The 26,604-nt window shown below is 62.3% G+C and carries 26 protein-coding genes; 12 read left to right on the forward strand and 14 right to left on the reverse strand.

Translation table 11 applies throughout. The features are described 5' to 3' along the window. Positions 1–30: 30 nt before the first annotated feature. The 3 genes from ASD58_RS11380 (at position 31) to ASD58_RS11390 (ending at position 2,699) form a co-directional block, all read left to right on the forward strand. A complete protein-coding gene (locus ASD58_RS11380) occupies positions 31–561 on the forward strand; it encodes a PRC-barrel domain-containing protein (RefSeq protein WP_057261237.1) in 531 nt (176 codons plus the stop codon). 86 nt (positions 562–647) lie between these two features. Beyond that, positions 648–1,709, forward strand: a complete 1,062-nt coding sequence (locus ASD58_RS11385) for a DJ-1/PfpI family protein (protein ID WP_057261238.1) — start codon at positions 648–650, stop codon at positions 1,707–1,709. Positions 1,710–1,718: 9 nt separating this feature from the next. Further along, positions 1,719–2,699: a GlxA family transcriptional regulator gene (locus ASD58_RS11390; RefSeq protein WP_057261239.1), complete on the forward strand. Its 981-nt coding sequence runs from the start codon at positions 1,719–1,721 to the stop codon at positions 2,697–2,699. 5 nt (positions 2,700–2,704) lie between these two features. On the opposite strand, the gene ASD58_RS11395 is transcribed toward ASD58_RS11390, so the two are convergent. Together ASD58_RS11395 and hrpA are read right to left on the reverse strand one after the other, a co-directional pair. Further along, the gene (locus ASD58_RS11395) at positions 2,705–3,556 is read right to left on the reverse strand and encodes a hypothetical protein (protein ID WP_156401245.1); all 852 of its coding nucleotides are present in this window, start codon (positions 3,554–3,556) and stop codon (positions 2,705–2,707) included. 15 nt (positions 3,557–3,571) lie between these two features. After that, the gene (hrpA, locus tag ASD58_RS11400) at positions 3,572–7,675 is read right to left on the reverse strand and encodes an ATP-dependent RNA helicase HrpA (protein ID WP_057261243.1); all 4,104 of its coding nucleotides are present in this window, start codon (positions 7,673–7,675) and stop codon (positions 3,572–3,574) included. A gap of 56 nt (positions 7,676–7,731) precedes the next feature. Here hrpA and argA point away from each other — a divergent pair, with 56 nt between their 5' ends. Next, positions 7,732–9,042 (forward strand): amino-acid N-acetyltransferase, encoded by a 1,311-nt coding sequence (gene argA / locus ASD58_RS11405; RefSeq protein WP_057261245.1) that lies wholly within the window; start codon positions 7,732–7,734, stop codon positions 9,040–9,042. 24 nt (positions 9,043–9,066) lie between these two features. Further along, positions 9,067–9,339, forward strand: coding sequence for an oxidative damage protection protein (locus ASD58_RS11410; RefSeq protein WP_057261247.1), 273 nt, complete (start codon positions 9,067–9,069; stop codon positions 9,337–9,339). 64 nt (positions 9,340–9,403) lie between these two features. Here the strand turns inward: ASD58_RS11410 and ASD58_RS11415 are convergent, their stop codons facing one another. Together ASD58_RS11415 and rpiA are read right to left on the reverse strand one after the other, a co-directional pair. Next, entirely contained in the window at positions 9,404–9,766 is a 363-nt protein-coding gene (locus tag ASD58_RS11415) for a hypothetical protein (RefSeq protein ID WP_057261249.1), read from the reverse strand. Positions 9,767–9,788: 22 nt separating this feature from the next. Further along, the gene (rpiA, locus tag ASD58_RS11420; RefSeq protein WP_057261251.1) at positions 9,789–10,466 is read right to left on the reverse strand and encodes a ribose-5-phosphate isomerase RpiA; all 678 of its coding nucleotides are present in this window, start codon (positions 10,464–10,466) and stop codon (positions 9,789–9,791) included. Positions 10,467–10,535: 69 nt separating this feature from the next. On the opposite strand from rpiA, the gene ASD58_RS11425 reads away from it, so the two are divergent. The 3 genes from ASD58_RS11425 to ASD58_RS11435 are packed head-to-tail and all read left to right on the forward strand — an operon-like array spanning position 10,536 to position 12,486. Beyond that, positions 10,536–10,901, forward strand: a complete 366-nt coding sequence (locus ASD58_RS11425) for a response regulator (protein ID WP_057261253.1) — start codon at positions 10,536–10,538, stop codon at positions 10,899–10,901. 2 nt (positions 10,902–10,903) lie between these two features. Further along, complete coding sequence (locus tag ASD58_RS11430) at positions 10,904–11,533, forward strand: chemotaxis protein CheC (protein ID WP_057261254.1); 630 nt, start codon at positions 10,904–10,906, stop codon at positions 11,531–11,533. Beyond that, entirely contained in the window at positions 11,530–12,486 is a 957-nt protein-coding gene (locus ASD58_RS11435; RefSeq protein WP_057261256.1) for a sensor domain-containing diguanylate cyclase, read from the forward strand. The genes ASD58_RS11430 and ASD58_RS11435 overlap by 4 nt, the downstream gene beginning before the upstream one ends. A 14-nt stretch (positions 12,487–12,500) precedes the next feature. Here ASD58_RS11435 and ASD58_RS11440 read toward each other — a convergent pair whose 3' ends face one another. From ASD58_RS11440 to edd, 10 genes are all read right to left on the reverse strand, one after another. Further along, positions 12,501–12,851 carry a DUF3147 family protein gene (locus ASD58_RS11440; protein WP_057261258.1) on the reverse strand — a complete coding sequence of 117 codons (351 nt, stop codon included), beginning with the start codon at positions 12,849–12,851 and terminating at the stop codon, positions 12,501–12,503. A gap of 10 nt (positions 12,852–12,861) precedes the next feature. Beyond that, the gene (locus tag ASD58_RS11445; RefSeq protein ID WP_057261260.1) at positions 12,862–13,242 is read right to left on the reverse strand and encodes a DUF2537 domain-containing protein; all 381 of its coding nucleotides are present in this window, start codon (positions 13,240–13,242) and stop codon (positions 12,862–12,864) included. Further along, positions 13,239–14,288, reverse strand: a complete 1,050-nt coding sequence (locus ASD58_RS11450; protein WP_057261262.1) for an acyl-CoA dehydrogenase — start codon at positions 14,286–14,288, stop codon at positions 13,239–13,241. The genes ASD58_RS11445 and ASD58_RS11450 overlap by 4 nt, the downstream gene beginning before the upstream one ends. A 43-nt stretch (positions 14,289–14,331) precedes the next feature. Beyond that, entirely contained in the window at positions 14,332–15,684 is a 1,353-nt protein-coding gene (locus ASD58_RS11455) for a hypothetical protein (protein WP_057261264.1), read from the reverse strand. 7 nt (positions 15,685–15,691) lie between these two features. Next, positions 15,692–16,972 (reverse strand): DUF3667 domain-containing protein, encoded by a 1,281-nt coding sequence (locus tag ASD58_RS11460; protein ID WP_057261266.1) that lies wholly within the window; start codon positions 16,970–16,972, stop codon positions 15,692–15,694. 17 nt (positions 16,973–16,989) lie between these two features. Continuing rightward, positions 16,990–17,547, reverse strand: coding sequence for a cysteine hydrolase family protein (locus ASD58_RS11465; protein ID WP_057261267.1), 558 nt, complete (start codon positions 17,545–17,547; stop codon positions 16,990–16,992). A gap of 160 nt (positions 17,548–17,707) precedes the next feature. Next, entirely contained in the window at positions 17,708–18,316 is a 609-nt protein-coding gene (locus ASD58_RS11470; protein WP_057261269.1) for an RDD family protein, read from the reverse strand. A gap of 26 nt (positions 18,317–18,342) precedes the next feature. Continuing rightward, a complete protein-coding gene (locus ASD58_RS11475; RefSeq protein ID WP_200951599.1) occupies positions 18,343–18,855 on the reverse strand; it encodes a Rhs element Vgr protein in 513 nt (170 codons plus the stop codon). Further along, positions 18,855–19,475 carry a bifunctional 4-hydroxy-2-oxoglutarate aldolase/2-dehydro-3-deoxy-phosphogluconate aldolase gene (eda, locus tag ASD58_RS11480; protein WP_057261271.1) on the reverse strand — a complete coding sequence of 207 codons (621 nt, stop codon included), beginning with the start codon at positions 19,473–19,475 and terminating at the stop codon, positions 18,855–18,857. The genes ASD58_RS11475 and eda overlap by 1 nt, the downstream gene beginning before the upstream one ends. A gap of 1 nt (position 19,476) precedes the next feature. Then, positions 19,477–21,399 carry a phosphogluconate dehydratase gene (gene edd / locus ASD58_RS11485; RefSeq protein WP_057261274.1) on the reverse strand — a complete coding sequence of 641 codons (1,923 nt, stop codon included), beginning with the start codon at positions 21,397–21,399 and terminating at the stop codon, positions 19,477–19,479. A gap of 197 nt (positions 21,400–21,596) precedes the next feature. On the opposite strand from edd, the gene pgi reads away from it, so the two are divergent. Genes pgi through ASD58_RS11505 form a run of 4 tightly spaced genes read left to right on the forward strand, consistent with a single transcriptional unit; the run spans position 21,597 to position 26,509 of the window. Continuing rightward, positions 21,597–23,246 (forward strand): glucose-6-phosphate isomerase, encoded by a 1,650-nt coding sequence (gene pgi / locus ASD58_RS11490; RefSeq protein ID WP_057261275.1) that lies wholly within the window; start codon positions 21,597–21,599, stop codon positions 23,244–23,246. Next, on the forward strand, positions 23,243–24,136 hold the full coding sequence (locus tag ASD58_RS11495) for an SMP-30/gluconolactonase/LRE family protein (protein WP_057261278.1): 894 nt from the start codon (positions 23,243–23,245) through the stop codon (positions 24,134–24,136). Before pgi ends, ASD58_RS11495 begins: the two co-directional genes overlap by 4 nt. Positions 24,137–24,182: 46 nt before the next feature. Further along, positions 24,183–25,655, forward strand: a complete 1,473-nt coding sequence (zwf, locus tag ASD58_RS11500) for a glucose-6-phosphate dehydrogenase (protein WP_057261279.1) — start codon at positions 24,183–24,185, stop codon at positions 25,653–25,655. Continuing rightward, positions 25,655–26,509 (forward strand): SIS domain-containing protein, encoded by an 855-nt coding sequence (locus ASD58_RS11505; protein ID WP_057261281.1) that lies wholly within the window; start codon positions 25,655–25,657, stop codon positions 26,507–26,509. Before zwf ends, ASD58_RS11505 begins: the two co-directional genes overlap by 1 nt. Positions 26,510–26,604 lie beyond the last annotated feature (95 nt).

Below are 26,604 nucleotides of genomic sequence, written 5' to 3' on the forward strand. Positions count from 1 at the left end.
TCACTCGATCACACAAATGAGGAGAGCAGAATGAGCTATCTAGACCGCGACAAATTCGGCATCTATCGCGACCGTGACGACAACGATGGACCAGGCCCACGCCTGATGGGCGCCGACACGCTGATGGGTGAAGACGTCTATAACCGCCAGGAAGAAGATCTTGGCGACATCAAGGAAATCATGCTCGACATGCAGACCGGCCAGATCGCTTATGCGGTGCTGTCTTTCGGTGGCGTGCTGGGCATGGGCGACAAGCTGTTTGCCGTGCCATGGCAGGCATTGCAGCTCGACACTGTCAACAAGCGATTTGTCCTTGACTGCACCAAGGAAAAACTGGAAAACGCACCAGGCTTCGACAAGGACCGCTGGCCAGACATGGCAAACCCAGAATTTAGTACGCAGATCCATAATTTCTATGGCACCAGCGCCACCGGCATGCGTACCTCGACCGGCAGCGTGATGGGTTCAGGCACCAGCACCATGCAAAGCGGATCGACCAGCGGCAGCAGCTATAGCGGCGGCTCCACCGGCAGCTCGAGCGGCGACAAGGGCAATTATTGATTGGCAGGATTTGAACGTTTTCTGTCAGTCCTGAGCCTCACCCAGCGCGGATAATCGGCTGCCGATCCACCAGCCGATTATCCGCCATGCGTTTACTCTTTGCCTTCCTGCTGTTCGTATTGTCCTGCGCCCATGCGGGCGAGTTGCCGGCCTACCAGCCCCGTCCCGGCCACGAACGCCCTGTGATCGCGATCCTCGGCGACAGCGTTTCCACCGAAATTACCGACTTCATGCTGCCTTACGGCGTGCTGCAGCGCGCCGGCATCGCACAAGTGCTGGCCGTTGCCGACGATGGGGCCGCCATCACCATGAATACCGGGCTGCGCGTGCAGCCCGATCTCGATGCCGCAGGATTCGACCAGCGCTTTCCCGAAGGCGCGGATTACATCATCGTGCCAGCCATGCGCCGCGTGCAATTCGCGCCTTTGCTCGCCTGGCTGCGGGCGCAAGCGGCCAAGGGTGCCACAGTGGTCAGCATTTGCGATGGAGCGCTGGTCGTGGCCAACAGCGGCTTGCTGAAAGGCCGGCGCGGCACGGCGCATTGGGCCACCCATGACCATCGCGTCGAGAAATACCCCGAAACCGAATGGCTGCAAAACGTGCGCTATGTCGCCGATGGCAACGTCATTTCCAGCGCCGGCATCAGCGCCGCCCAACCTCTGGCGCTGGCACTGGTGGAAGCCATTGCCGGCCGTGAAAAGGCCGCGAGCGTCGCGGCAGGCCTGGGGGGCGACGACTGGAGCAGCCACCACGACAGCGGCGTGTACGCCCCCAAGTTCGGCCACAACCTGTCTGTCTGGCTCACGCATTACACCGACCAATGGCTGCACGGCGTGAACGACATCGGCCTGCCGTTATCCGAAGGCTTCGATGAAATCGCCCTCGCCTACACCAGCGACGCCTATACCCGCACGCATCGCAGCCGGGTGCTGATAGTGGCTGCCAGCGACGCTGCCCTGGCAAGCCGGCATGGATTGAGAATATTGCCTGACCGCGTTACCGGCGCAGCCGACGCGCCAACTGCCATGCTGCCGGTCCTTGCCGGCTCGCTCGACCGCGTGCTGGCAAATATCGCCGACTCCCATGGGGCTCGCACCGCGCAACGCGTTGCGCTGGAGTTCGAATACCCCGGCTATCCGGTGAGGTAAACTGGGGGCATGCCGCCGCCACGTTCCCTCCGCATCGTACTACTCGCGTATGAAGACATGAACCTGCTGGACCTTACCGGTCCATTGCAGGCCTTCGCCAGCGCCACCCGCCGCCACTCGGCCGGCAGGCCGCCCTTGTATGAACTGATCGTCGCTTCGGCCGAAGGCGGATTGGTGACCAGCAGCGCCGGCCTGGCATGCATGACAGTTCCCCTCGCCTCGCTCGACGGCAGCGCAATCGACACCCTGCTGGTGGCGGGCGGCTGCGCTGGCGATACCTACTTTGCACCACGGGCACTGGTGAACTGGATACGCCAGCGTGCGCCGTCGTTAAGGCGCCTGGCATCGGTTTGCACCGGCGCCTTCATGTTGGCCGCGACCGGCTTGCTCGACGGGCGCCGTGTGGCGACACACTGGGAGTGGGCTGAGCGCCTGCGGAAGCTGCATCCGCAAATAGCAGTCGACCAGGACAAGATCTATGTCCGCGACGGCGAGGTGTGGTCATCGGCTGGCGTCAGCGCCGGCATCGATCTCGCACTTGCCCTGATCAACGACGACTATGGCCACCGCGTCGCCATCGAAACCGCCCGGCAGATGGTGGTATTCATGAAGCGCGCCGGCGGGCAGTCGCAATTCAGCGCACCGCTGGCAGCGCAGGCGCGCGAGAACGGTAAATTTTCCGACCTTCACGCGTGGATCGCCATGAACCTGCATAACGACCTGCGCGTGGAACGCCTGGCGGAGCAGGCAAAAATGAGTCCGCGCAGCTTTGCCCGCAGCTACGCCAGCGAAACAGGATGCACCCCTGCGCGCACCGTAGAAACGATGCGCCTCGAAGCTGCCCGGCGTGCGTTGGAAGAGACCACGCTGCCCCTCAAGGCTATTGCCGGCACCACCGGGCATGGCACGGAACAGAACCTGCGCCGCACTTTCCAGCGCCTGCTGGGCGTCAGTCCCGGTGAATATCGCCAGCGCTTTTCAGGGCGCTGATGTATCTAGCAGCCCGCCTCGTCCGGCCCGAGGTAGTCAAAACTGCCGGCCATCCCGACAAGTTCGCCCGGCCCCGCCAGCGAGGACAGGTAGAGCGTCAGTTTCTTCGTGATCGCGCCCGTATCGATGATGAAATCAGCTTTGCCGTCGTTATCCAGGTCGCCCACCCAGCGAATATATGCCGATGGCTCCAGCGTGCTGCCTTCGCCCCACATGATGTCGAATTCGAATTCGCCAATCCGCTGCTTTTTGCCGCCCGACTGAAGCTCCAGCCAGTACTCGGGCGCGATTCCGGCTTGGGCCGCCGCCTTCGATAGCGGCTCCTGGCGCGGCACGAACAGGAATTTTTCACCTCCAGGCAAAACCAACTCGCCGCCCATGATATGCCCGCCCTCACGCCGTATCCCTTTTTTCGGCTTGCACTCCCGTCCGGGAACCCACGATGCCACCGGCCCGGCTTTCAGCTGCAGCTTGTCCAGTGGAGCGCGAAACGGCTTGAGCACGGCGATGACCCCGTCCACCTGCAAGCGCGGGGAAAACTGCAGCAGCTGTCCACGCATGGGTGGAGCATCGTATACCGCATGGTCTTTTGAACTGACCGTCAGGCTCAATGGAAGCAACTCACATGCATCATTGCAGCGCAGCGCCCACCAGCCCGCGCCAGAGCGGTATTCGCGGCCGGCAAGATGCATCGACAATGCCCCGTCGCTCGCGCCGTCGGTATCGGCCGGCAAAATGACCATGGGACCAGCGGACTTATGGTCATACGGGTCGGCATCAGGTATATCGCCAGCAAAGGCGCCAACGGCTGCCAGTCCAAGCAAGGAGACTGCACAGCGACTTTTCCAGTTCGACATCAGGCGGTTCTTTCGTTAGCGCTGCATTGATTCCCACACCTTCATCAGGCGCTTGACGGAGACCGGCATCGGCGTCCGCAGCTCCTGGGCGAACAGCGACACGCGCAGCTCTTCCAGCATCCAGCGGTATTCCACCAGTTTCGGGTCGGTGTTCTTGCCGGCCGATTTGTCGCGCATCAGGCGCTGGTAAGGCGCTGCGGCCTGGTTCCATTCCGACATGGCCTTGGCATCGCGCGCGGCATCGGCACGCAGCTTCTCCAGGCGCACATTCATCGCCTTCAGGTAGCGCGGGAAGTGCGATAGCTGCGAGAACTCGTTCTCGATCAGGAAGCGCTTGTGCACCAGGCCTTGCAGTTGCTGTTGCATGTCCTGCGCCACCTGCTGGTTGATGCCTTGCAGGCGCTTGGGCAGGCCGTGGTACTCGGTCAGCACTTGCGATACCAGGCGGGCGATCTCGTTCACCAGCAGCACGATGCGCGACTTGCCTTCGTCCTTGCGCTTGATGAAGCTTGCTTCGTCGACCGGCAGCGGGTCCTGCAGGCAAGCGATGTCGATGGCCTTGGCGATGATCTGGTCGCGCAATTCCTCCTGCGTGCCCATGGACATGAACTGCATGCCCATCTGCTGCAGGTTCGGAATCGATTTCTCGACGAACTTGATCTGGTCGCGCATCTGCAGCATGAACAGGCGGCGCAGGCCGATGCGGTGGGTGCGGGCGGCAACGTTCGGATCGTCGAACACTTCCAGGTCGCAGTGGGTGCCTTTGTCAACCAGCGCAGGGAAGCCGATCAGGCTTAGCTTGCCCTGCGTGATTTCCAGCAATTCCGGCAACTCGCCGAAACTCCAGGTGGTGATGTTGGTATGCTGCGAAGGAGCGCCCGGCGCAGCAGCGGCCGGTGCGCTTGCAGGCGCGCGGGCCGGGCTTGTACTACGTGTAGCATCGGCTGCGATGCCGCCGTGCTTCGGCCTGGCCGGAGCAGCGGCGGCGCCCGCGAGCTGGGCCAATTGCGCGGCGGAAGCCGGGCTGTTGCCGCCTTCGGCCATGCGCTGGAAACTCTGGCGCGCCTGCAGGCCGTATTCCGCCTGCAGCGTGGCCAGGTTGCGTCCCATGTCGAGCTGGCGGCCATGCTCGTCCACCACCTTGAAATTCATGAAATGGTGCGCCGGCAGTTGCTCCGGCTTGAAGTCGGAAGTCAGCACGCCGATCGTGATCTGCTTGCGGATGTCGGCAATGATCGCGTCGATCAGGTCGCCGCGCGCGAACTCGGTGCGCTCGCAGAACCTGGCAGCATAATCCGGCAGCGGCACCATGTGGCGGCGCTGCTTTTGCGGCAGGGTCTTGAGCAGCAGGTGCACCTTCTCCTTCAGCATACCCGGCACCAGCCATTCGCAGCGTTCGCGCGAGAGCTGGTTCAGCGCATACAGCGGCACGGTGAGCGTCACGCCATCGCGCGGCGTGCCCGGTTCGAAGTGATAGGAAAGCTGCATCTCCAGCCCCGCTGCCATCATCTTTTTCGGGAACAGGTCGGTCGTGATGCCGGCCGCTTCGTGGCGCATCAAGTCGTCGCGGATCAGGTACAGCAGCTTCGGATTGTCGGCCGAGGCGTCCTTGTACCACTTCTCGAAACCGGCGCCGTTCACCACGTCGGCCGGAATTTCCTTATCGTAGAAGGCTTCGATCAACTGGTCGTCCACCAGCACGTCCTGGCGGCGCGATTTGTGCTCGAGGTTTTCAATCTCGCGCACCAGCTTATGGTTGTGGGCGAAGAACGGCGCACGGGTGTCGTAATCGCCGCCGACCAGCGCATCGCGAATGAAAATCTCGCGCGCTTCGACCGGGTTCTTCTGGCCATAGTTGATGCGGCGCTGGCTGTAGACCACCAGGCCATACAGCGTGGCGCGCTCGGAGGCCGTGACTTGCGCCGGACGCTTCTCCCAGCGCGGCTCGCCCCAGGATTTCTTCAACAGGTGGCCGCCGATCTTCTCGATCCATTCCGGTTCGATGCGGGCCACGCAGCGCGCGTACAGGCGCGTGGTTTCGACCAATTCGGCGGAGACGATCCACTTGCCCGGCTTCTTCGACAAGTGCGAGCCAGGCCAGATATGGAACTTGATGCCGCGCGCGCCAAGATAGGCACCGCCCGGTTCGTCCTCGCCCTTGAAGCCGATGTTGCCCAGCAGGCCGGTGAGCAGCGCCATATGGAGCTGGTCGTAGGTTGCCGGCAGTTCGTTGGTGCGCCAGCCCTGCTCTTTCACGATAGTGAGCAGTTGCGAGTGCACGTCGCGCCATTCGCGCAGGCGAAGCTGGTTCAGGAAGGTGGCACGGCACGAATCCATCAACTGGCGGTTCGACTTCTTGTGCTCAATGGCGCCCTCGAACCACTTCCAGATTTTCAGGTAGCTGAGGAACTCTGACTTCTCGTCGGCGAACTTCTTGTGCGCCTCGTCGGCGGCGCCCTGGTGTTCCACCGGGCGGTCGCGCGGATCTTGCACCGACAGCGCGGATGCCACGATCAGCACCTCGGTCAGGCAGGCGTATTCCTGCGCCGCCAGGATCATGCGGCCCACACGCGGGTCCAGCGGCAGCTTGGCCAGCTTGCGGCCCAATGGCGTCAACTGGTTGTCGTCATCGACCGCGCCCAGTTCCTGCAGGAGCTGGTAGCCGTCGGCAATTGCGCGGCCCGGCGGCGGCTCGATGAACGGGAAGCTCTCCACGTCCGTCAGGTGCAGGGACTTCATGCGCAGGATGACCGAGGCCAGCGAGGAGCGCAGGATTTCCGGATCGGTGAACTTCGGACGCTGCAGGAAATCCTGCTCGTCGTACAGGCGAATGCAGACGCCATCGGCGACACGGCCGCAGCGGCCGGCGCGCTGGTTGGCGGCCGATTGCGCCACCGGTTCGATCTGCAGTTGCTCGACCTTGTTGCGGTAGCTGTAGCGCTTCACGCGCGCCAGGCCGGCATCCACCACGTAGCGGATACCCGGCACGGTCAGCGAGGTTTCCGCCACGTTGGTGGCCAGCACGATGCGGCGCGCATTGGTGGTACGGAACACGCGGTCCTGCTCCTCGACCGACAGGCGGGCGAACAGCGGCAGGATTTCCACGTGCGGCGGGTGGTGCTTGCGCAGGGCTTCGGCAGCGTCGCGGATTTCGCGTTCGCCTGGCAGGAACACCAGCACGTCGCCGCTGCCGATGCGGCAGAGTTCATCGACGCCGTCGACGATGGCTTCCATCAGGTCGCGTTTTTCGCGCGCGGCGGCGGTGCGGGCGCCCTTGGCGTCGGCGCCTTGCTGCGCACCGGGCGCCACGACCTGGTCGCGTTCCACCGGGCGGTAGCGCACTTCCACCGCGTACAGGCGGCCGGAGACTTCAATTACCGGCACCGGCGGCTTGCCCTCTTGCGTGAAGTGGCGGGCAAAGCGTTCGGCATCGATGGTCGCGGAGGTGATGATCACCTTCAGATCCGGGCGGCGCGGCAGGATCTGCTTCAGGTAGCCAAGCAGGAAATCGATGTTCAGGCTGCGTTCGTGGGCCTCGTCGATGATGATCGTGTCGTAAGCTTTCAGCAGCGGGTCGGTCTGGGTCTCGGCCAGCAGGATACCGTCGGTCATCAGCTTGACCGAGGCACCCTTGCTCAAGGTGTCGTTGAAGCGCACCTTGTAGCCGACGTGCTCGCCCAGCGGGGAGCCCAGTTCCACGGCAATGCGTTTTGCTGTCGACGAAGCGGCGATACGGCGCGGCTGGGTGTGGCCGATCAGGCCTTTCTGTCCGCGTCCCAGTTCCAGGCAGATCTTCGGCAGCTGCGTGGTCTTACCGGAGCCGGTTTCGCCGGAGACGATGACCACCTGGTGCCTGGTCAGTGCTTCGGCGATTTCTGCGCGGCGGCCGGAGACCGGCAATTCTTCAGGGAAGATGATCGGCGGCAGCGGGTTGCGGAATGCGCGCGCGGCTTCGCGTTCGGCACGCTGTTCCGCGCTCTCGCGCTCCCGGCGCTCGCCACGGCGCGGCTCCCCGCCCTGGCGCGCTTGCGCAGCCTGGGGCGCCGGGGCGCGGCGGGCTGGCTGGCCTGGCTGGCCGGCAGGTTGCTGGGGAGGATTTTTCTTGCTTGCTTCAGACATCGTTTTTTACATAGTTTGGGCGCGAAAACCGCGCAGCGCATTATAATGCGCGGATAATGGAAAACCCTATCCAATTCGTCTCCTGGCTGCGCTCCGTCGCCCCCTACGTCCACGCCTTCCGCGGCAAGACCTTCGTAGTCGCCTTCCCTGGTGAACTGGTTGCCGCCGGCGCCCTCTCAGTGCTGGCCCACGACCTGTCCCTGCTGCATGCGCTGGACATCAACGTCACCGTGGTCTACGGTTCGCGTCCCCAGGTCGCCGAGCAGCTCGCGCTGCGAAACGTGGAAGGCCGCTTCCACAACGGCGTGCGCATCACCGACACGGCCGCCATGGAATGCGCCAAGGAAGCCGCCGGCGAACTGCGCCTCGACATCGAGGCCGCCTTCAGCCAGGGCTTGCCGAATACCCCGATGTCGCACGCCGCGATCCGTATCATTTCCGGCAACTTCATCACTGCCCGCCCGTTGGGCGTGATCGACGGCGTCGACTTCGAGCTGACCGGCCTGACCCGTAAGGTGGACGCGGAAACCATCCACTCCATCATGGGGTCGGATGGCGTGGTGCTGCTGTCGCCACTGGGCTTCTCCCCGACCGGCGAGACATTCAACCTGACAATGGAAGACGTGGCCTGCACCGCCGCCATCGCCCTGCATGCCGACAAGCTGGTGTTCATCACGGAAACCGAGATGATGACCGACGCCGGCGGCACCGAAATCCGCGAACTGTCCTCGCACCAGGCGGAAGCCGTGTTGCAGGCGGGCTTCCTGCCCGACGCCACCGCCTACTACCTGAAGCACTGCGTCAAGGCCTGCAGCAATGGCGTCGAGCGTGCCCACATCGTGCCGTTCGCGATGGATGGCTCGGCCCTGCTGGAACTGTTCACCCACGATGGCGTGGGCACCATGATCTCGCATGAGAACCTGGAATCGCTGCGCCCGGCCACCATCGAAGACGTGGGCGGCATCATCAAGCTGATCGAGCCGCTGGAAGCCGACGGCACCCTGGTCAAGCGCGGCCGCGAGCTGATCGAGCGCGAAATCGAGATGTTCTCGGTCATCGAGCACGATGGCGTGATCTTCGGTTGCGCGGCACTGTACGTCTTCCCGGAAGAAAAAATGGCCGAAATGGCATGCCTTACCGTCAACCCCGACGTGCAAACCCAGGGCGACGGCGAGCGCATCCTCAAGCACATGGAAAACCGCGCCCGGGCGCAGGGCATCAGCAAGCTGTTCGTGCTGACCACCCGCACCGCGCACTGGTTCATCAAGCGCGGCTTCATCCCTGCCACGGTGGACGCACTGCCGAAAGACCGCCAGCGCCTCTACAACTGGCAGCGCAAGTCGCAAGTCTTGATCAAGACCTTATAATTGACTTTTTTAGGAGCACCGAAGATGGCCCGTACCGTCCATTGCATCAAACTGAACAAGGAAGCCGAAGGCCTGGACTTCCCGCCATATCCGGGCGAGCTGGGCAAGCGCATTTATGAATCCGTGTCCAAGGAAGCCTGGGCTGCCTGGATCAAGCACCAGACCATGCTGGTGAACGAAAACCGCCTGAACCTGGCGGACGTGCGTGCGCGCAAATACCTGGCCGCGCAGATGGAGAAGCATTTCTTCGGCGAAGGCGCCGACCAGGCGGCAGGTTACGTGCCGCCCAGCGCCTGAAATTAAATGGGGACGTACCCCATTTATTTGTTGCTAATTAAATGGGGTACGTCCCCATTTAATTTTAGCGGCTTGCCACGTCAGAATTCATCGGTTTGCACTGGCGCAGCTCGCAGCGCGCCATGAAGACTTTCCCGTTGCTGCAGGACATGCGGTAAATCTCCACCGGACCTCGCTCCGTCACCAGCCCGGCCCCACGGCCGCCGCGGCATTCTTCCGCATTGGCCAGGCGCTCCACCGTTGCCGACGAAATACCTGGACGGAATTCCACTTTTTCCACCGGCACGCCATCAATCATCGCGCGCCTGGCGGCAGCTTCCGCCTCCAGCACAGATTTGCGTTTCACAGGCGCCTCGGCGACCTGTTTTTTGGTAGCACAAGCACTCAACACACCAGCAGCCAGCAACAGCAGGAACAGTCGTTTCATAGGCTCTTTCTAAAGGGAAGAATCAGTATTTGACGGTACGCACGCCGTCTGGGGTACCCAGCAGGCACACATTGGCGCCGCGGGCAGCGAACAGGCCGACGGCTACTACGCCGACGATCTGGTTAATCGTGGTTTCCAGGGCGACCGGGTCGGTGATCGACAGGCCAGCCACGTCGATGATATTGCCGCCATTGTCGGTCACAAAGATTTCGTCGGAACCGGCCTTGCTGCGAACCTTAGGCTGGCCGCCCAGGGCTGCCAGCTGGCGCATCACCGCATTGCGGGCCATTGGCAGCACTTCCACCGGCAGCGGGAATTTGCCCAGGGTCTCTACCAATTTGGAACCATCGGCGATGCAGACGAACTGCTTCGACACCGAAGCCACGATCTTTTCGCGGGTCAGGGCTGCGCCACCGCCTTTGATCATGTGGCCTGCCGCATTGATCTCATCGGCGCCGTCAATGTACACCGCGATTTCCGAAACCTCGTTAAGATCATAGACAGGAATGCCGTGACCGGCCAGGCGCGCTGCAGTCGCTTCCGACGAGGCAACAGCCCCCTTGATGCGGTGCTTGATCTTGCCCAGTTCATCAATGAAGAAGTTCGCAGTGGAACCGGTGCCAACGCCGATGATTTCGCCGTCGATCACGTACTCGATCGCCGAAATAGCAACAGCCTGTTTCAATTTGTCTTGCGTCATAGTTACAATGGATTCAATAAAGGTTGCCTATTTTATCCGAACTGCCAACTGAAGCCGGGAAAAACGCCAATGAAGCCAAGTACCGTATTAATCGTGGATGACAGCCGCGTGTCGCGCATGCTGACCCGCCAGCACATCCAGGTGCGCCATGCCGACTGGGTTGTTGAAGAAGCCGCCACCGGCGACGAGGCCATCGCCAAGGCCAAGGGCTTGCAGCCCGACCTGGTGCTGCTGGACGTGAATATGCCGGGCATGAATGGCGTCGATGCCGCCGCCGCACTGCGTGCGATGCTGCCCAATGCCCACATCTCCCTGCTGACTGCCAATGTCCAGGCCGCCACCCGCCAGCGCGCCGAGGAAATCGGCGTCGGCTTCATGGAGAAACCGATTACCGCCGAGCGCATCGCGCAACTGATTGCGCCGCTGGAAGCCTGACCATGGTCCGGCTCACCGAACTGGAGCACGACGCCCTCGTCGAGCTGTTCAATATTGGCGTGGGCCAGGCTGCCTCCGCCATGAGCGAGATCGTCAACGAAACGGTCACCATGTCGGTGCCTGCCATCAGCTTCCTGACCCGTGCCACCGCCGCCAAATTGCTGACCAGCCGCAGCGCCGGCAACGGCCGCCTGTGCGGCATCAGCCAGCACTACAGCGGTGCCTTCGACACGCAAGCGATCCTGATGTTCCCGGAAGAGAAGAGCCAGGAAATCGTGCGCCTGATGGTGGGCGAAGCGATGCCGCTGGCCGAATTGTCGGCCATGGAACAGGAAGCGATGAGCGAGATCGGCAATATCCTGCTGAACAGCTGCGTCGGTTCGCTGGCCAACCTGCTGGGGCACGAGCTGCATGGCTCGCTGCCCGCTTACCACATCGGCTACAGTGAAGAAATCCTGGCCCATGCCGGCAGCGGCGAAAACGCGGTGCTGATGCTGCATATCGAATTCGTCATCGAGCGCCAGCAGATTGCCGGCGACGTCGCCTTCATCATGGACATGACCGCGCTGCACGACTTGAAGCAGCATGTGGCAAACTTCCTCGACCGATCGGTCGGCGGAGCACAGCCATGAAATCTTCGGTCGAGTCCCTGCCGCTTCTGCAGGGCGTTATCGATTGCATCGACGTCGGCACGCTGGTGCTCGACGCCAACGAGCGCGTGGTGTTGTGGAACCGCTGGATGGACCAGCACTCCGGCGTGCTCGGCGCCGAAACACTGGAGCGCAGCTTCTTCGACCTGTTCCCCGAGCAGCGCGGCAAGCGGCTGGAGGCCGCCATCGGCCAGGCGCTGCGCAGCAACCTGCCTTCCCTGCTGTCGCAAACGCTGAACCGCTGGCCGCTGCCGCTCTACGCCAACAAGTCTGCGGCCGAAAAAGGCGAACGCATGCAACAGCAGATCACGGTCACGCCGCTCAACCTGGGGAATAGTGAACGCTACTGCCTGATCCAGGTCAGCGACGTTAGCGCCGCCGTGCAGCGCGAAAACCTGCTGCGCGAGCAAGCCGTGGCCCTGCGCTCGCAAACCCTGCTGGACGACCTGACCGGCGTCGCCAACCGCCGCCACTTCGACATGGCGATCGACCGCGAAGCGCGGCGTGCGCGGCGCATGGGCACTCCGCTGTCGTTGATGATGCTCGATATCGATTACTTCAAGGCCTACAACGACCATTACGGCCACCAGCAAGGCGATGCCTGCCTGGAAGCGGTGGCCTCTGCACTATCCACCATGCAGCAGCGCCCGGCCGACCTGTTCGCGCGCTACGGCGGCGAGGAATTCGCAGTGATCCTGCCCGACACGCCGGCCGACGCGGCGGTAATGATGGCCAACGCCATGTGCCGCAAGGTGCGCGACTTGCGCATCCCCCACCAGGCCTCGCGCACCGAGGAACGCATCGTCACCATCAGTATTGGCGTGGCCAGCAGCGACAGCAGCAATGCCGGTGAAGTGTATGAGCTGATTAACGCCGCCGACCGCGCCCTCTACCAGGCCAAAGCATGCGGCCGCAATCGCGTGCACTCGCTTTGATCCGGCCGGCCTGACTAGAGCAGTTCAATCCCGAAGCGACGCACGCACATTGCGAACAGGGCGAAGCAGGCAACCGTCAACAGCACGCTGACGCCCAGTGTCGGCCAGAAGCCCAGGCGCGGCAGCAGCCACGGGAAGACCAGGAACATCGGCAGCGTCGGCACCACGTACCAGAAGGTGTACCAGGCGTGGTTGGCGATTTTTTCCTGCGGCTGCCGCTCGACGTACAGCCAGATCAGCGCCAGCACCGTCACCATCGGCAGCGCGGCAATCAAGCCGCCAAGGCGATCGCTGCGCTTGGCGAATTCCGACACCGCGACCACGACACCGGCCGTTACCAGGTATTTAAAAATCAGCCAGGCCATCAGGGCTCTCCTACTGTGCAAAAATAAAACGTACCAGCGCCAGCGACAGCGCAAACAGATAACCATACGCGAAGCGGTCGATGCGCAGCACGTCATCGCCGCGCCGGACACGCCAGGCACCCATCAGGCACATCATGCCGCCCGCCGCCAGCGGCGTAATGAGCAGGTTAAGCTTGCGCAGCACCTCGTTGCGCACCAGGTGATCGGGCAGCAGCCAGAGCGTGATGCCGCCGGCAATGGCGCCAAAAATGGCGTAGCCCAAGCCTGCCACCCAGGGATTCAGCGGACGCCGGGACGCCCCTTCGAACGAGTGAAAGCCCAATTCCACCAATGCTTCCACCACTACCTGGATCAGGAACTCGCCAATTAATTCGAACAGGAATTCAATCATGGCGTGAACAGGGCATGCTGGCTGGCGGTATGGAAATCGCGCCAGACGCGGTTGATGTCGGAATCTTCTTGCGCGGCACGCAGCCCGCAGTAAGGATAAGTGTCGCCCACCGCCCGTCTCGCCGCCAGTACCAGCGCCATTGCGGCTTCGCGCAACTGCGTATCAAGCGCCTGGCCGACACGTCCACTATCGCCGTCTGCCTGTGCCCATGCCTGGTCGAGCAACACGGCCATGCCTTCACGCGCGCCCTCCAGTGCCACGGCAGCCCGTGCCAGCGCATCCTGTGCGCTGGCAGGCGGCTGGCGGCGCGCCGCAACGATTTCCTGTGCCAAGGCCAGGAAGTGCCGCGCCATGCCGGACAGGTTGGCTGCCAGCGTGACCCATGCCAGCAGCATAAACGGGAAGCGATACAGCGTGCCGGGTGCCGTAGCGTGGGCTGGATCGATCGTGAAGCCATGGCTCGCCGGCACCCAGGCATCCTCGATTCGGTAACTGTGCGAAGCGGAGCCTTTCATGCCAAAGCTGCGCCAGGTCGGCTCGACCACCACCTGCGCGGCCGGCACAACGAAGGCCCGAATCCGCGGCGCGCCATCCGGTCCGGGCAGCGGCTGGCCATTCTCGCGCAGCGCCGCGTTGAGCGTGAAATGCGTCGCCATCGGCGCACCGCTGGCGATGTCCCACCGGCCTGTAATGCGATACCCCTCGCCATCCTTATCGGCAAAGCCGGTCGGCGCTCCGCTGCCCGCCAGGCAGACGTTCGGCGTCGAAATGATTTCGCGCGCCGTCTCAGGCGGCAGGAAGCCGGCAAACCAGCCCGCGCCCGCGCACAGCGTGACCACCCAACCCATGCTGCCATCCGCTTCCGCGACCGCCTCCTCCAGCCGTACCACTTGCGGCAGAGGCATCTCCGCTCCACCGGCGGCACGCGGCGCCAGCATTTTCAGCCAGCCTTGCTGGTGGATCAGTGCCTGCTGGCCAGCCAGCAGGAAACCCGCTGCCTCAGCGCCTGCAGCACCAGCGCGGATTCGTTCGATGTCAACTTTCATATGCAACCTGCGTCAGAATTGCGAGCATTCTAACCTCGAATTCTCAGTTCGCAGTTCCCAAGGCAATATGCCCACGTAGCTGCTCTATGAGCTCGCTCTCACCGGCAATCAACGCCTCAAGGTGCGCCATTGTCGCCGGATCTGACAATTCCTCCCCTTGCTTGCCTATTGGCCTGTGGCGTTCCCACCGCGCACTGGAAATCCAACTACGCAACTCGCGCGCCAGTTCGGCTGCCACATGCGAATTCAGCGGGGTATCGCGAGCAAGCATTGCTATCGCTTCCAGCCAGTTCCATTTATGGCTTCGGACCATGAAAATCACTTTGAACAAGTCGTCGCTTGGTCCAAGTAACCGGTAAAGGTCAGCAAAATTCGCGTAAGCTCCATACCGTTCAAGCAGCATCCGTGCGAACTTGCGAATGGACGGCGCAACATCGGCAAATGCCAGTAAAACAAGGGTATCCTTTTCGGAGGGAACAAGCCTTAACCAGCCCATGTAAGCGGCCAACCTGACACCGGCGCTGGCAGCAGAGGTATATGCCTTGATCGCATCAAGATCCTCAACACTGCCCAAAGCTGCCAGCGACAGCAAGGCGATCCTTATGTTCGCTGCTGGCGAAGTCGCAGGGTTCAGCGCCTCTCGATAGAAATCTTTGAGATCGAATTGACGACTCGCGAGATGGCTCATGGCAAGCGAACGCACAGTGGCGTGCTTGTCCAGCAAGCACTCGTTCACCATCGCTCCAGCCTCGCCTTGGGCCAAAAGCAATTGCAAGGCGGCTCGACGGACCGCACCAAAATGGGAGTCCAATCCTCGCTTTAAAACAGCCGACCTGGCAGGAGCATCCAGTTGCGCTGCAAATTCCACGCTCCTCGCAGCAAGGACGATATCCACCCTCGACCCAACTCCATATTCCAGCAATTGCTCAATGGGCATGAACGCATGCCTGCGAATCAAGTCGAAGCAGGTGCGGGACTGTTTGCGCGGACCAGTTTTGAATGCGTTCCACAGATCTTCTTTCCCAATGGTGGACAGGAATTTGAGTTCAAATTCCGAAATCCATTCCCCATGGTCAACCCTGCCCGCATTGCGCAGGGATTGCACAATCACCAGGGTCGCAAGCTGTTCGCTCAGGCTCGCCCCATCCAGCATTGCCAGCACAGCTTTCCTGGCAGCCTGTCGGACCTGGGGCACCCAGTCGTTCAAGCGCGAAGCCACGAACGGAAGTGCCCCGGGAAGTCCAAGCTTCTCGCAGCGCTCCACAGCCGCTTGCCGAAAATATCCTGAGTAATACTTCAGCACATCCTGCAGGTGCTCCAGGTCGTTCCAGTTTTGACTCTCGCGTTCAGCCTCGAATTGCTCTCTTGGCGTCAGCGTGTTTGAGTAAAACTCCATCTGGACCTTAAGTAGCGGACAGCGCCAATACGACCAGGGCGTACATGGTCAACACGATAAAAGTCATGAACAGCAGGAAGCAGGTGCGCCACAAGGCGCCGTAGCGCGACAGGCCGTAGGCGCCGCGCAGTTGCAGGAACATGTGCACCGGCGGGATGAAGGCGAACAGGCTGGCCGCCAGGCCACTGAATTCGAAGTAGCTCAGGGTCGCGACAAGAGTGAACAGCAGCGACATGAACGACAGCGAATAAAGCGAGAACACGGCGTGGTCATACATCGTGATGCCACGGCGCCAGAAGAACATCAGCCACAGGAAAGGCAGCGAGATCGGCACCAGCAGGAAGGAGTATTTGTACGCCGCGTTTTTCAGCTTGTACTTGGCCAGTTCCGGGTTATCGACCGCATGCCGGATGCCTTTGCCGATCCAGCCGGACTCGGAATGACTGGAGTTCTTGTTGACCGCCGTGTCCTGGTCGGTAAGCCCCTCGGTGACATCGTGCACAATCTCCTCAAGGATGCCGGGCTCCTTGGTGGTCGCGTTCTCTGTCGTTGCTTCCTTCGCGGGTTCCTTCGCCGTATCCTTCGGCGTTTCCTTCGCGGTCTCCTTGCCCGCGTTCCTGCTGGCCGGTTTAATGGTTTCCGTGAACTTGGCGGTGCCGGTCATGGCAATCTTGCCGGCTGCCAGGGCGCTATTCAGGCCGTCGAGCGCTTTCTTTGCTTCATCCAGCTTGTGCTGGGCTTCCGGGACTTCCGCCGTGCCGGGTTCCGCCTCTTTCAGGTCTGCCTCCGCCTCGGCAACCAATTTCTTCTGCTCAGCGATCTTTTCGTTCATCTTCTGTTCGAAGGCCGCCTTGCCGTTCTTGCCTTCGGTGACCTTGCCCGTGCTTGGACCCGAGCTGGTGCCCATCGTCAGCGAGAAGACGAAGAACATGAAGAACATCATGAACAGGAACAGCGCCAGCGGTGACACAAAGCGTGTGCGCTGGCCGTCGATGTAGCGGCGCGTCAGCTGGCCTGGGCGTGCAACTAGCAGCGGCAGGGTGCGCCAGCCCTTGGTATCGAAATGCAGCAGGCCGTGGATCAATTCCTCGCCCAGGTGCAGTACAGACTTGTGGAGGTGCCCCTTCTGGCCGCAGCTTCCGCAGTAGTTGGCGGTGACCAGGGTGCCACAGTTGGCGCATGGTGCGCTGTGCCCATGTTCGCCGGTCTTGCCGGTGTCGCCTTCAACTTCCTTGGCCACCAGGCTGGCCGTCACCAGGTCGCCAGCTGCTTCGATCTCGAGTCCCATCTATTCTTCCCCTAAGCTTACTTGATCAGTAATGTTGAAATGGCGTCCTGCGACTGAATGACCGTAGCGTACTCGCCGTGCAGGTTGGATAGGGCCATTGCATGAACTACCTGCGGGCTGTGGCGCACGCCGTCATAATCGGTTTGCGCATAGGCATAGCAGCCATCCGCTGCGACAAAGACCTTGAAACCAAGGTTGCCGCCAGTGCGAGCGGTCGCTTCCACCGAGTTGTTGGTGCTGACCCCAACCACCAGCACGGATGAAATCCCGCGCGCGTGCAGCCAGCGCTCCAGCCCAGTATTGATAAAGGCGTCGGGCACATTCTTTTCCACCACGTGTTCGCCCGCCAACGGCGCCAGCGCAGCCTGGAACTCGACGCCTGGCTGGCCTGGCCAGAATGGCGATCCTACGGTACGTGACATATGGCGGATATGGACCACCGGGGCACCGTGTTCGCGCCACCGTCCCAGCAGGCCAGCGATGACCTGCTCCGCCTGATGGTTGTTGCGCTCGGCCGGCTCCGGCCAGCTCATGCCGACCTGCATATCGACAATGATCAGTGCAGTTTTCTGCATGGCGACTGATGTGGAAATCTACGAGGGCAATAAAGATATCACATCATTAGCAAATTAACAGCCTCAGCCCTAGGCCCGCCGAAGACAGCGCCAACAGCCGAAGGCTGAATGAAAGGATTGCTGGTATCCGCGCTGGCGAGATTGATAGTGCGATCGCCCATCAGCTCAATCGTGCCACTTTTACGACGACTGTGCCGGCCAGGAAGTCGTGCACGGCGCGGCGGCGCGAATTCAGCAGCATGACGATTGCGCCAACCCAGGTCCATCCCTGCATGATCCAATTCACCGCCGTGAGCCAGCCCGGCCCCGACGCCATCAAGGCTTCGCTGCGCGCCAAGAAGCCATAATTGAGGTAAGTGCCGTCATCCATCGACAGGGCCGACAGGCCAAGGCCGAGATTGATCGCGGCACCCAGTAGCATTACCGGTGCCTCGCGAATCAACGCTGCCGTGAACGTAACCGGCGAGCCATCTTTCATCTGGACGCGCAATTTCATCACCAGCTTGCCCGGCGTAGCGCCGTAGCGGCCCACCAGGTAGACCGAGTAGCACAAGCCGGTAATGATGCCGGGAACAATCCAGGACAGGTAGAAAAAGCGAGAAGTGGTACTGAGCCAATAGGTGACCCCAACCAAGGGCAACATGATGACGAAGTCCAGCAGCTTGGCGGCGACGCGCAGCCAGAAACCGCCAACTTGCTGGTCTGAATTAGCGCTGTGCTGCGCGGCGAGATCGAGGTTGGCAGCTGGTGCCTGGTACGGGTTAGTCATGGGTGCGAAAATGTGCCTTAAAGCAACTACGATAGCACATTGTTAGCAAAAAATATACGCGGCAGGTTGGCAGGAGATGAGGGATTGCGCAGGAAGTCGCGCAGCATGTCATGGTATAAACCCGCATCCTGCTTGTGCAGGTAGACCGTGGCGAAGTAGTCCGCCAGCACTTCGGCCTGTGCCTCCATATTGAAGTCGCACAGCCGCAATTCGGGCGACACTTCGTAATCGTAGCTCAGGCCAAGACGGATCGCACCGCGCCACATCACGGGGTAGCCAAGCTGGTACTGCCAGACATGGGCCATCTCGTGCATGAACCAATGCTGTTCGCACTCAGTGGTGCGCGAAAAGTCTTCGCGGAAGCGGGAGATGTGGAAATACATTTCGCCGTTTGGCGTGATGCAGACGTCTTTGCGCTGCAGGAAAGGAATGAAGCGGGTGTTGTGGATGCGCACCCGCTGGTAGTCGATCGCGCCGCCGAACACCAGCCGGGCCAGCGCGATCTCACCCGACGTCAATGGCCGGGCGATGACTTCCATCAGTGGCGCAGCGCGCTGGCCGCCTTGGCGATGGCGGTGATGCGGTCCCAGTCGCCAGCCTGCATGGCGTCTTTCGGGGTCAGCCAGGAGCCACCGACGCAAGCTACGTTCTTCAGCGACAGGAAGGCCGGCGCGGTGTCTTGCGAAATGCCGCCAGTCGGGCAGAACACCACGTCAGACAAGGGGCCGGCAATCGCGTTCAGCATGCCCACGCCGCCGGCCGGAACCGCCGGGAACAGCTTCAGTTGCTTGAAGCCTTGCTCACGCGCCTTCATCACCTCCGACGGGGTCATCACGCCCGGCAGCAGCGGCAGGCCGCTGGATTTGGCCGCGCCGATCAGCGCATCGGTCAGGCCCGGCGAGACGCCGAACACCGCGCCTGCATCGCGCGCGGCAGCGAATTCCTCAGGCTGGGTCAGCGTGCCGACGCCGACGATGGCGCCTTCCACCTGGCTCATGGCGCGGATCGCGCCCAGGCCGTGCTGGGTGCGCAGGGTCACCTCCAGCACGCGAATGCCGCCTGCCACCAGGGCTTTCGCCAACGGCACGGCATGGTCAGGGTCGTCAATCGCGATCACGGGGATCACGGCCGAAGTACGCATAATTTCAAGCAGGGTCATGTCAGGCTTTCTTTGCGAGGAAATCTTCATCGGAACCGGGCATGGTATTGCCCACATTGTCTTCGCCGTGCAGCGGCACGGTCGTTTGGATCGGCGATGGCAGCGGGAAGCTGGTTGCGCCCTGCTCCGCGGCGCACACGATGTTGCGGAACATGGAAAACAGTTCGCGTCCCATGCCGATCTGGTTAGGCGACAGGTCGGCCTGCGCCATCGAGCGGCCGTGCCAGACGTCGGACGAGACCAGCGCTTCGAGCGTGCCAGAAGCGGCATCAAGGCGGATGATGTCGCCATCGCGCACCAGGCCCAGTGGACCGCCCGCCAGGATTTCCGGCGACACGTGGATCGCAGCCGGTACCTTGCCCGAGGCGCCGGACATGCGGCCATCGGTCACCAGCGCCACCTTGCGGCCAGCGTCCTGCAGGTTGGCCAACGCCGGGGTCAGCGTGTGCAGTTCGGGCATGCCGTTGGCTTTCGGACCCTGGAAGCGGATCACGGCCACAAAGTCGCGATCCAGCGTGCCGGCCTTGTAAGCGGCCATGAAGGCTTCCTGCGAGTCGAACACCAGCGCCGGCGCTTCCACGCTGCGGTGCTCTTCCTTGACGGCGGAGACCTTCATGATGGCACGGCCCAGGTTGCCCTGTACCAGCACCATGCCGCCGTCTTTCGAGAACGGTTCGGCTGCGCCGCGCAGCACTTTCTCGTCCGCGCTCTTGAGCGGCGCCTCCTTGAAGATCACGCCGGTCGCGTCTTCGTTCAGGAATGGCTCCGCGCAGTGCGCGCGCAGGCCCTTGCCGAGGATGGTGTTCACGTCGTCGTGCAGCAGGCCGGCGTCCAGCAGTTCGCGGATCACGAAACCGGTACCGCCGGCGGCGTGGAAGTGGTTCACGTCGGCGTCGCCATTCGGGTAGATGCGGCACAGCAGCGGCACCACGGCCGACAGCTCATTGAAATCGTCCCAGTCGATCACCACGCCGGCGGCCTTGGCAATTGCCACCAGGTGCAGGGTGTGGTTGGTCGAACCGCCGGTGGCCAGCAGGCCCACCACGGCGTTGATGATGGACTTCTCGTCCACGATATGGCCAACCGGGATGTACTCGCTGCCCATCTCGGTGATCTGCGCCGCGCGCTGGGCGGCAGCGGCAGTCAGCGCATCGCGCAGCGGGGTGCCCGGATTGATGAAGGCAGCACCCGGCAGGTGAAGGCCCATGATTTCCATCAGCAGCTGGTTGGAGTTGGCGGTGCCGTAGAACGTGCAGGTGCCGGCGCCGTGATAGGACTGGGCTTCGCCTTCCAGCAGTTCTTCACGCGTCGCCTTGCCTTGCGCGTAGCGCTGGCGGATCGCCGCTTTCTCCTTATTCGACAGGCCGGAAGTCATCGGACCGGCCGGCACGAACACTGCCGGCAGGTGGCCGAAGTGCAGCGCGCCGATCAACAGGCCAGGCACGATCTTGTCGCACACGCCCAGGTACAGCACCGAGTCGAACATATTGTGGGACAGGCCGATCGCCGCCGACATCGCAATTGCATCGCGCGAGAACAGCGACAGCTCCATGCCCGGCTGGCCCTGGGTCACACCGTCGCACATGGCCGGCGTGCCGCCCGCATACTGCGCCACCGCGCCAACCTTGCGCACCGCATCCTTGATGATGGCCGGGAAGGTCTCGAACGGCTGGTGCGCCGACAGCATATCGTTGTAGGCGGAAATGATCGCCACGGAAGGCTGCTTTACTTCCTTCAGGATCAGCTTATCGTTTGCCGGGAACGCGGCAAAACCGTGCGCCAGGTTGGTGCAGGACAGGGTGCCACGCTGGGTGCGGCCTTTAACGCGGGCCGCCTGGAGGTGCGCCAGGTAGGCGCCGCGGGAAACGCGGCTGCGCTGGATGACGCGTGCGGTGACTTTTTCCAGGACTGGATGCAACGGCATGATCGTTCCTTTTCAATGAATTTCCGGAAATTTTACTACAAAATTTCCAAACGCGAGCGCTATCCTTGCGCTAAAACAGGCCGAATTCTGACCGAAAGCGGCGCAATACGCCTACACACGAAAAGATTTGTAGTGAATTTACCTGTTTTTCCTGTATAGTTAAACACAATTCACAAAACCATACGCCACCGGACATTATGCGCTTGCCCGCCCTGACCTCCACCGCCGCCTACCAGGCCCTCGAAAACCACGCCCACGATGCCCGCGACTGGCAAATGCGCCAGTTATTCCAGAAGGACCCTGGCCGCTTCCCGCGCATGACGGTCGATGCGGCTGGCCTGTTCCTGGATTACTCCAAGAACCGCGCCGACGACGAGACCATCAAGCTGCTGGTGCACCTGGCCCGCACGCGCGGCGTGGCCGAGCAGCGCGATGCCATGTTTGCCGGTGAAAAAATCAATATTACCGAACGCCGTAGCGTGCTGCACACCGCCCTGCGTATGCCGCGCGGCAAGGTGCAGACGGTCGATGGCCAGGACGTGAACGCCGACGTGCACGCGGTACTGGACCGCATCAAAGTATTTACCGACAAGGTGCGCAATGGCGGCTGGCTGGGTCATACCGGCAAGCCGATCACCGACGTGGTGAACATTGGTATCGGCGGTTCCGACCTGGGTCCGAAAATGGCCGTGCTGGCCCTGCGCTCCTACTGCCATCCGCGCCTGAAGATGCACTTCGTCTCCAATGTGGACGGCCACGATATGGATGCGGTGCTGGCGCAGGCCAATCCGGAAACCACGCTGTTCATCGTCGCGTCGAAAACCTTCACCACCGCAGAAACCATGCTGAACGCGCAGACCGCGCGCGCCTGGTTCCTGGCCAAGGCCAAGGAGGCCGACCTGCCGCGCCACTTTGTCGCCGTGTCCACCAATACCGACGCGGTGCGCGCGTTCGGCATCGATCCGGAAAACATGTTCCCGTTCTGGGACTGGGTCGGCGGCCGTTATTCCGTCTGGTCGGCGATTGGCCTGTCGGTTGCGATTGCGATCGGCTTCGGCTACTTCCAGGCTTTCCTGGAAGGCGCGCATGCGATGGACGAACACTTCCGCGAAGCGCCGCTGGAAGCCAACATGCCGGTGCTGCTGGCCCTGGTCGGATTCTGGAACCGCCAGTTCCTCGGCGCGACTTCGCTGTCCATCGCGCCTTACCACCAGGACCTGAGCCGCTTCCCGGCCTACCTGCAGCAGCTCGACATGGAAAGCAACGGCAAGCGCGTGACCAAGAACGGCCAGCCGGTCGACACCCCGACCTGCCCTATCGTCTGGGGCGAGTGCGGCACCAACGCGCAGCACGCCTACTTCCAGCTCCTGCACCAGGGCAGCGACGTCACGCCGATCGATTTCATCGCCGCCCTGCGCGCAACGCACGACCTGCCGGGCCACCACGACGCACTGCTGGCAAACTGCTTCGCCCAGTCGGAAGCCTTCATGAAGGGCAAGACCGAAGACGAAGTGCGCGCTGAACTGAAAGGCGCCAACGTGGCGCCGGCGGAAATGGAAGAACTGGTCCCGCACAAGACCTTCCCGGGCAACCGCCCTTCCAACACCATCCTGATGGACCAGCTGACTCCATCCACCCTTGGCGCGCTGATTGCGCTGTACGAGCACAAGACGTTCGTGCAAGGCGTGATCTGGAATATCGCCAGCTTCGACCAGTGGGGCGTGGAACTGGGCAAGGTGCTGGCCAGGAAAATCCAGGCCGAATTGACCGGCAAGGTCGATCCGGAAGCCCATGACAGCTCGACCAATGGCCTGATCGTGATGGCCAAGGCAGCCCAGATCCAATGAACAGCTATCACATCGAGGTCGCCTGCGACGCCACCATGACCGTGGGCGAGAGCCCGCTGTGGGTGCCGGACGAGAACGCACTGTACTGGGTCGACATCGAAGGCTTCGCCATCCACCGCCTGTGCGCGGCTTCGGGACAGCACCAGCAATGGAAAGTCGAGAGCGAGGCCTCATCGCTGGCACGCGCCGCAAAAGGCGGCCTGATGGTTGCCCAGCGCCGTGGTTTCTCCCACTTCGATCCAGGCACCGGCGAATTGAAGCTGGTGGCGGAAGTGCCGTTCAACCAGTCCACCACCCGCTTCAACGACGGCAAGTGCGATGCGGCAGGCCGCTTCTGGTGCGGCACCATTTACGAGCCGCGCGACAAACCGGCGGCAGAAATGTACGTACTCGAACGCGGCCAGGTGCGCAAGGTCTGGTCCGGCGGCATGGTCAACTCGAATGGCCTGGGCTTCAGCCCGGACAACAAGACCATGTTCCACGCCGAAACGGCCAGCCACCGCGTGACGCGCTTTGCTTTCGACCTGCTGTCGGGCACCGTCACCGATGAACGCGATGTGCGCCGCTTCAGCACCGACAAGTCGGCAGCCGATTACGGTGGCCGGCCGGACGGCGCAGCAGTGGACAGCGAAGGCAACTACTGGGTCGCCATGTTCGAAGGCGGCCGCATCCTCAAGCTGTCGCCGCAGGGCGACCAGCTCGATGAGATCCGGCTGCCGGTGCGCTGCCCGACCATGGTGGCTTTCGGCGGTGCCGACCTGCGCACCCTGTACATCACCACCGCCGGCAAGCGCCCGGCGGACGAGCTGGCAGCCCACCCGCTGAGCGGCAAGGTGCTGTCCGTGCACATGCCGGTGGCCGGCCGCATCGAACCCGCATATTTGGATTGAAGTACGTAGACTGAAGTAAACTCCTGTAACTCACCTGAAGACGATTATGGCTCTCACTGATTTCGACCTGGTTCTGTTTGGCGGCAGCGGCGACCTCGCAATGCGCAAATTGCTGCCTGCTATGTTTAGCCGCGACATTTGCGGCGACCTGCCGCCGACCGCGCGCATCGTTTGTGTCGGCCGCCAGGAAAGCACCCAGGAAGAGTTCATCAATATGGTGACGACCACCTCCCGTCCCCATATCAAATCGGTCAAGGCTACCGACGAAAACTGGGAGCGCTTCATCGCACGCATTGTCTACGTGTCGCTGGACGCCGTCGATTCCGCCACCTACAAAGGCCTGGTCGAAGCGCTGCGCACCGATCCTGCGATCACCCGCGTCTACTACCTGGCCACCCCGCCAGCCCTGTTCTCGCGCATCTGCGACAACCTGAAGGACAACGGCCTGGCCACCGCCAATTCCCGCGTGGTGCTGGAAAAGCCCTTGGGCCGCGACCTGGCCTCGGCCAAGCAGATCAACAAGGAAGTGGGCAAGGTCTTCGAAGAACAGCAGATCTACCGTATCGACCACTACCTGGGCAAAGAGACCGTGCAGAACCTGCTGGCCCTGCGCTTCGGCAACATCCTGTTCGAACCGCTGTGGCGCCGCGAATGGATCTCCGACGTGCAGATCACCATCGCCGAGAAGCTCGGCGTGGGCAACCGCATCGGCTACTACGACACCTCCGGCGCCTTGCGCGACATGCTGCAGAACCACCTGCTGCAACTGCTTTGTATCGTCGCCATGGAACCGCCAACTTCGATCGCACCGGACGCCGTGCGCGACTCCAAGCTGCAGGTGCTGCGATCCCTGAAGCGCTTCACCCCAACCACCCTGGCGCAGAACATCGTGCGCGGCCAGTACCGCGCCGGCCACGTGGAAGGCAAGGCCGTGCCGAGCTACCGCGACGAACCGGAAGCGCCGCAGAATTCGAAGACTGAAACCTTCGTTGCCATGAAAGTGGAAATCGACACCTGGCGCTGGGCCGGCGTGCCGTTCTACCTGCGCACCGGCAAGCGCATGGCCGACTCGCTGGCTGAAATCGTGGTGCGCTTCAAGCAGATCCCGCACTCGATCTTCAACCAGCCGACTTCCAGCTTCCAGCCGAATTCCCTGGTGATCCGCCTGCAACCGGACGAAGGCCTGCGCATGAACCTGATGGCCAAGACCCCGGGTGAAGGCATGCGCCTGAAACCGGCGGAACTGGAACTGGATTTCCGCGAAACCTTCAAGATGCCGCGCATGGATGCTTACGAGCGCCTGCTGCTGGACGTGCTGCGCGGCCAACTGACCCTGTTCATGCGCGGCGACGAGCTGGAAGCCGCCTGGGACTGGGTCGAACCTATCCTGAACAACTGGGAGCAGGACGATTCCGCGCCGCTGCCATATGCTTCCGGCACCTGGGGCCCGGCTGCCGCCAGCGCCCTGATCGGACGCGATGGCCTGCAATGGCGCGAAGAAGCCTTGCCTGAAGACTGATGCTGCTCGACTCCATCCGCACCCAGCTCGACTCGCTCTCCAAATCGGAGCGCAAGGTCGCCCTGGCCGTGCTAGACAACCCGGCCCGCACGGTAGGTGCCAATATCACGGCACTGGCCAAGAGCGCGCAAGTGTCCGAGCCGACCGTGGTGCGCTTCTGCCGCACGCTCGGTTACGACGGCTGGCATGAATTCAAGCTGAAACTGGCGCAGGGCCTGGCGCTCGCCCTGCCCGGCCTGAACGACCAGCCGGCGCAGGACGATTTGGCGTCCGACCTGGTGAACAAGATCTGCAGCCGCTCCATCAACACGCTGCTGGACTTGCGCAATAACCTGAACGCAGAACCGGTGCAAAAGGCGCTCGATATCCTGTCGCGTGCGCGCAAGATCGAGTTCTATGGCCACGGCACTTCCGGCATCGTGGCGGCCGACGCGCAGCACAAGTTCTTCCGCTCCGGCGTGCCGACCGTGGCCTACGCCGATCCGGCGATCCACAGTATTTCGGCAGCCCTGCTGCATGAAGGCGATGCGGTGGTGGCGATTTCCCAGCGCGGCAACAGCCCTGCCCTGGTGCGCTCGGCCAAGCTGGCCAGGGAAGGCGGCGCCGACGTGATCGTGCTGGCGCCATCCGGCACCCCGCTGGCGGAAACGGCCACGGTGCTGATCCCGATCGACCTGATCTTCAACACCGACCCCTACACCCCGATCTCGGCCCGCCTGGCCTACCTGGTGGTGATCGACGTGCTGGCCGTCGGCCTGGCCCTGAAACGCGGCCCCGAATTCCGCAAGAAGATGCAAAACGCCCAGAAGGCGCTGCAGGAGTTCGACATGCAGTTCGACTCCTTCATCGGTTAGAGAACGAAAGTCGGGGTCAGCTCCGGCAATCGGACATAAATTTCGCAAGCGAAATTTATGTCCGATTGCCGGAGCTGACCCCGACTTTTAATTAG

The organism is Duganella sp. Root1480D1, from assembly GCF_001427305.1.
Classification (GTDB): Bacteria; Pseudomonadota; Gammaproteobacteria; order Burkholderiales; family Burkholderiaceae_D; genus Rugamonas.

Bases quoted from the DNA above. Each gene is read 5' to 3' on its own strand.
- ASD58_RS11475 (WP_200951599.1), bottom strand. From the start codon at position 18,855: ATGGAAGTCATCGCCCGGCCATTGACGTCGGGTGAGATCGCGCTGGCC.
- ASD58_RS11445 (WP_057261260.1), bottom strand. From the start codon at position 13,242: ATGATTGAATTCCTGTTCGAATTAATTGGCGAGTTCCTGATCCAGGTA.
- ASD58_RS11465 (WP_057261267.1), bottom strand. From the start codon at position 17,547: ATGCAGAAAACTGCACTGATCATTGTCGATATGCAGGTCGGCATGAGC.
- zwf (WP_057261279.1), top strand. From the start codon at position 24,183: ATGGCTCTCACTGATTTCGACCTGGTTCTGTTTGGCGGCAGCGGCGAC.
- argA (WP_057261245.1), top strand. From the start codon at position 7,732: ATGGAAAACCCTATCCAATTCGTCTCCTGGCTGCGCTCCGTCGCCCCC.
- ASD58_RS11440 (WP_057261258.1), bottom strand. From the start codon at position 12,851: ATGGCCTGGCTGATTTTTAAATACCTGGTAACGGCCGGTGTCGTGGTC.
- eda (WP_057261271.1), bottom strand. From the start codon at position 19,475: ATGACCCTGCTTGAAATTATGCGTACTTCGGCCGTGATCCCCGTGATC.
- edd (WP_057261274.1), bottom strand. From the start codon at position 21,399: ATGCCGTTGCATCCAGTCCTGGAAAAAGTCACCGCACGCGTCATCCAG.
- rpiA (WP_057261251.1), bottom strand. From the start codon at position 10,466: ATGACGCAAGACAAATTGAAACAGGCTGTTGCTATTTCGGCGATCGAG.
- pgi (WP_057261275.1), top strand. From the start codon at position 21,597: ATGCGCTTGCCCGCCCTGACCTCCACCGCCGCCTACCAGGCCCTCGAA.
- ASD58_RS11470 (WP_057261269.1), bottom strand. From the start codon at position 18,316: ATGACTAACCCGTACCAGGCACCAGCTGCCAACCTCGATCTCGCCGCG.
- ASD58_RS11460 (WP_057261266.1), bottom strand. From the start codon at position 16,972: ATGGGACTCGAGATCGAAGCAGCTGGCGACCTGGTGACGGCCAGCCTG.
- ASD58_RS11430 (WP_057261254.1), top strand. From the start codon at position 10,904: ATGGTCCGGCTCACCGAACTGGAGCACGACGCCCTCGTCGAGCTGTTC.
- ASD58_RS11390 (WP_057261239.1), top strand. From the start codon at position 1,719: ATGCCGCCGCCACGTTCCCTCCGCATCGTACTACTCGCGTATGAAGAC.
- ASD58_RS11455 (WP_057261264.1), bottom strand. From the start codon at position 15,684: ATGGAGTTTTACTCAAACACGCTGACGCCAAGAGAGCAATTCGAGGCT.
- ASD58_RS11435 (WP_057261256.1), top strand. From the start codon at position 11,530: ATGAAATCTTCGGTCGAGTCCCTGCCGCTTCTGCAGGGCGTTATCGAT.
- ASD58_RS11385 (WP_057261238.1), top strand. From the start codon at position 648: ATGCGTTTACTCTTTGCCTTCCTGCTGTTCGTATTGTCCTGCGCCCAT.
- ASD58_RS11450 (WP_057261262.1), bottom strand. From the start codon at position 14,288: ATGAAAGTTGACATCGAACGAATCCGCGCTGGTGCTGCAGGCGCTGAG.
- ASD58_RS11425 (WP_057261253.1), top strand. From the start codon at position 10,536: ATGAAGCCAAGTACCGTATTAATCGTGGATGACAGCCGCGTGTCGCGC.
- ASD58_RS11395 (WP_156401245.1), bottom strand. From the start codon at position 3,556: ATGTCGAACTGGAAAAGTCGCTGTGCAGTCTCCTTGCTTGGACTGGCA.
- ASD58_RS11495 (WP_057261278.1), top strand. From the start codon at position 23,243: ATGAACAGCTATCACATCGAGGTCGCCTGCGACGCCACCATGACCGTG.
- ASD58_RS11380 (WP_057261237.1), top strand. From the start codon at position 31: ATGAGCTATCTAGACCGCGACAAATTCGGCATCTATCGCGACCGTGAC.
- ASD58_RS11410 (WP_057261247.1), top strand. From the start codon at position 9,067: ATGGCCCGTACCGTCCATTGCATCAAACTGAACAAGGAAGCCGAAGGC.
- ASD58_RS11505 (WP_057261281.1), top strand. From the start codon at position 25,655: ATGCTGCTCGACTCCATCCGCACCCAGCTCGACTCGCTCTCCAAATCG.
- hrpA (WP_057261243.1), bottom strand. From the start codon at position 7,675: ATGTCTGAAGCAAGCAAGAAAAATCCTCCCCAGCAACCTGCCGGCCAG.
- ASD58_RS11415 (WP_057261249.1), bottom strand. From the start codon at position 9,766: ATGAAACGACTGTTCCTGCTGTTGCTGGCTGCTGGTGTGTTGAGTGCT.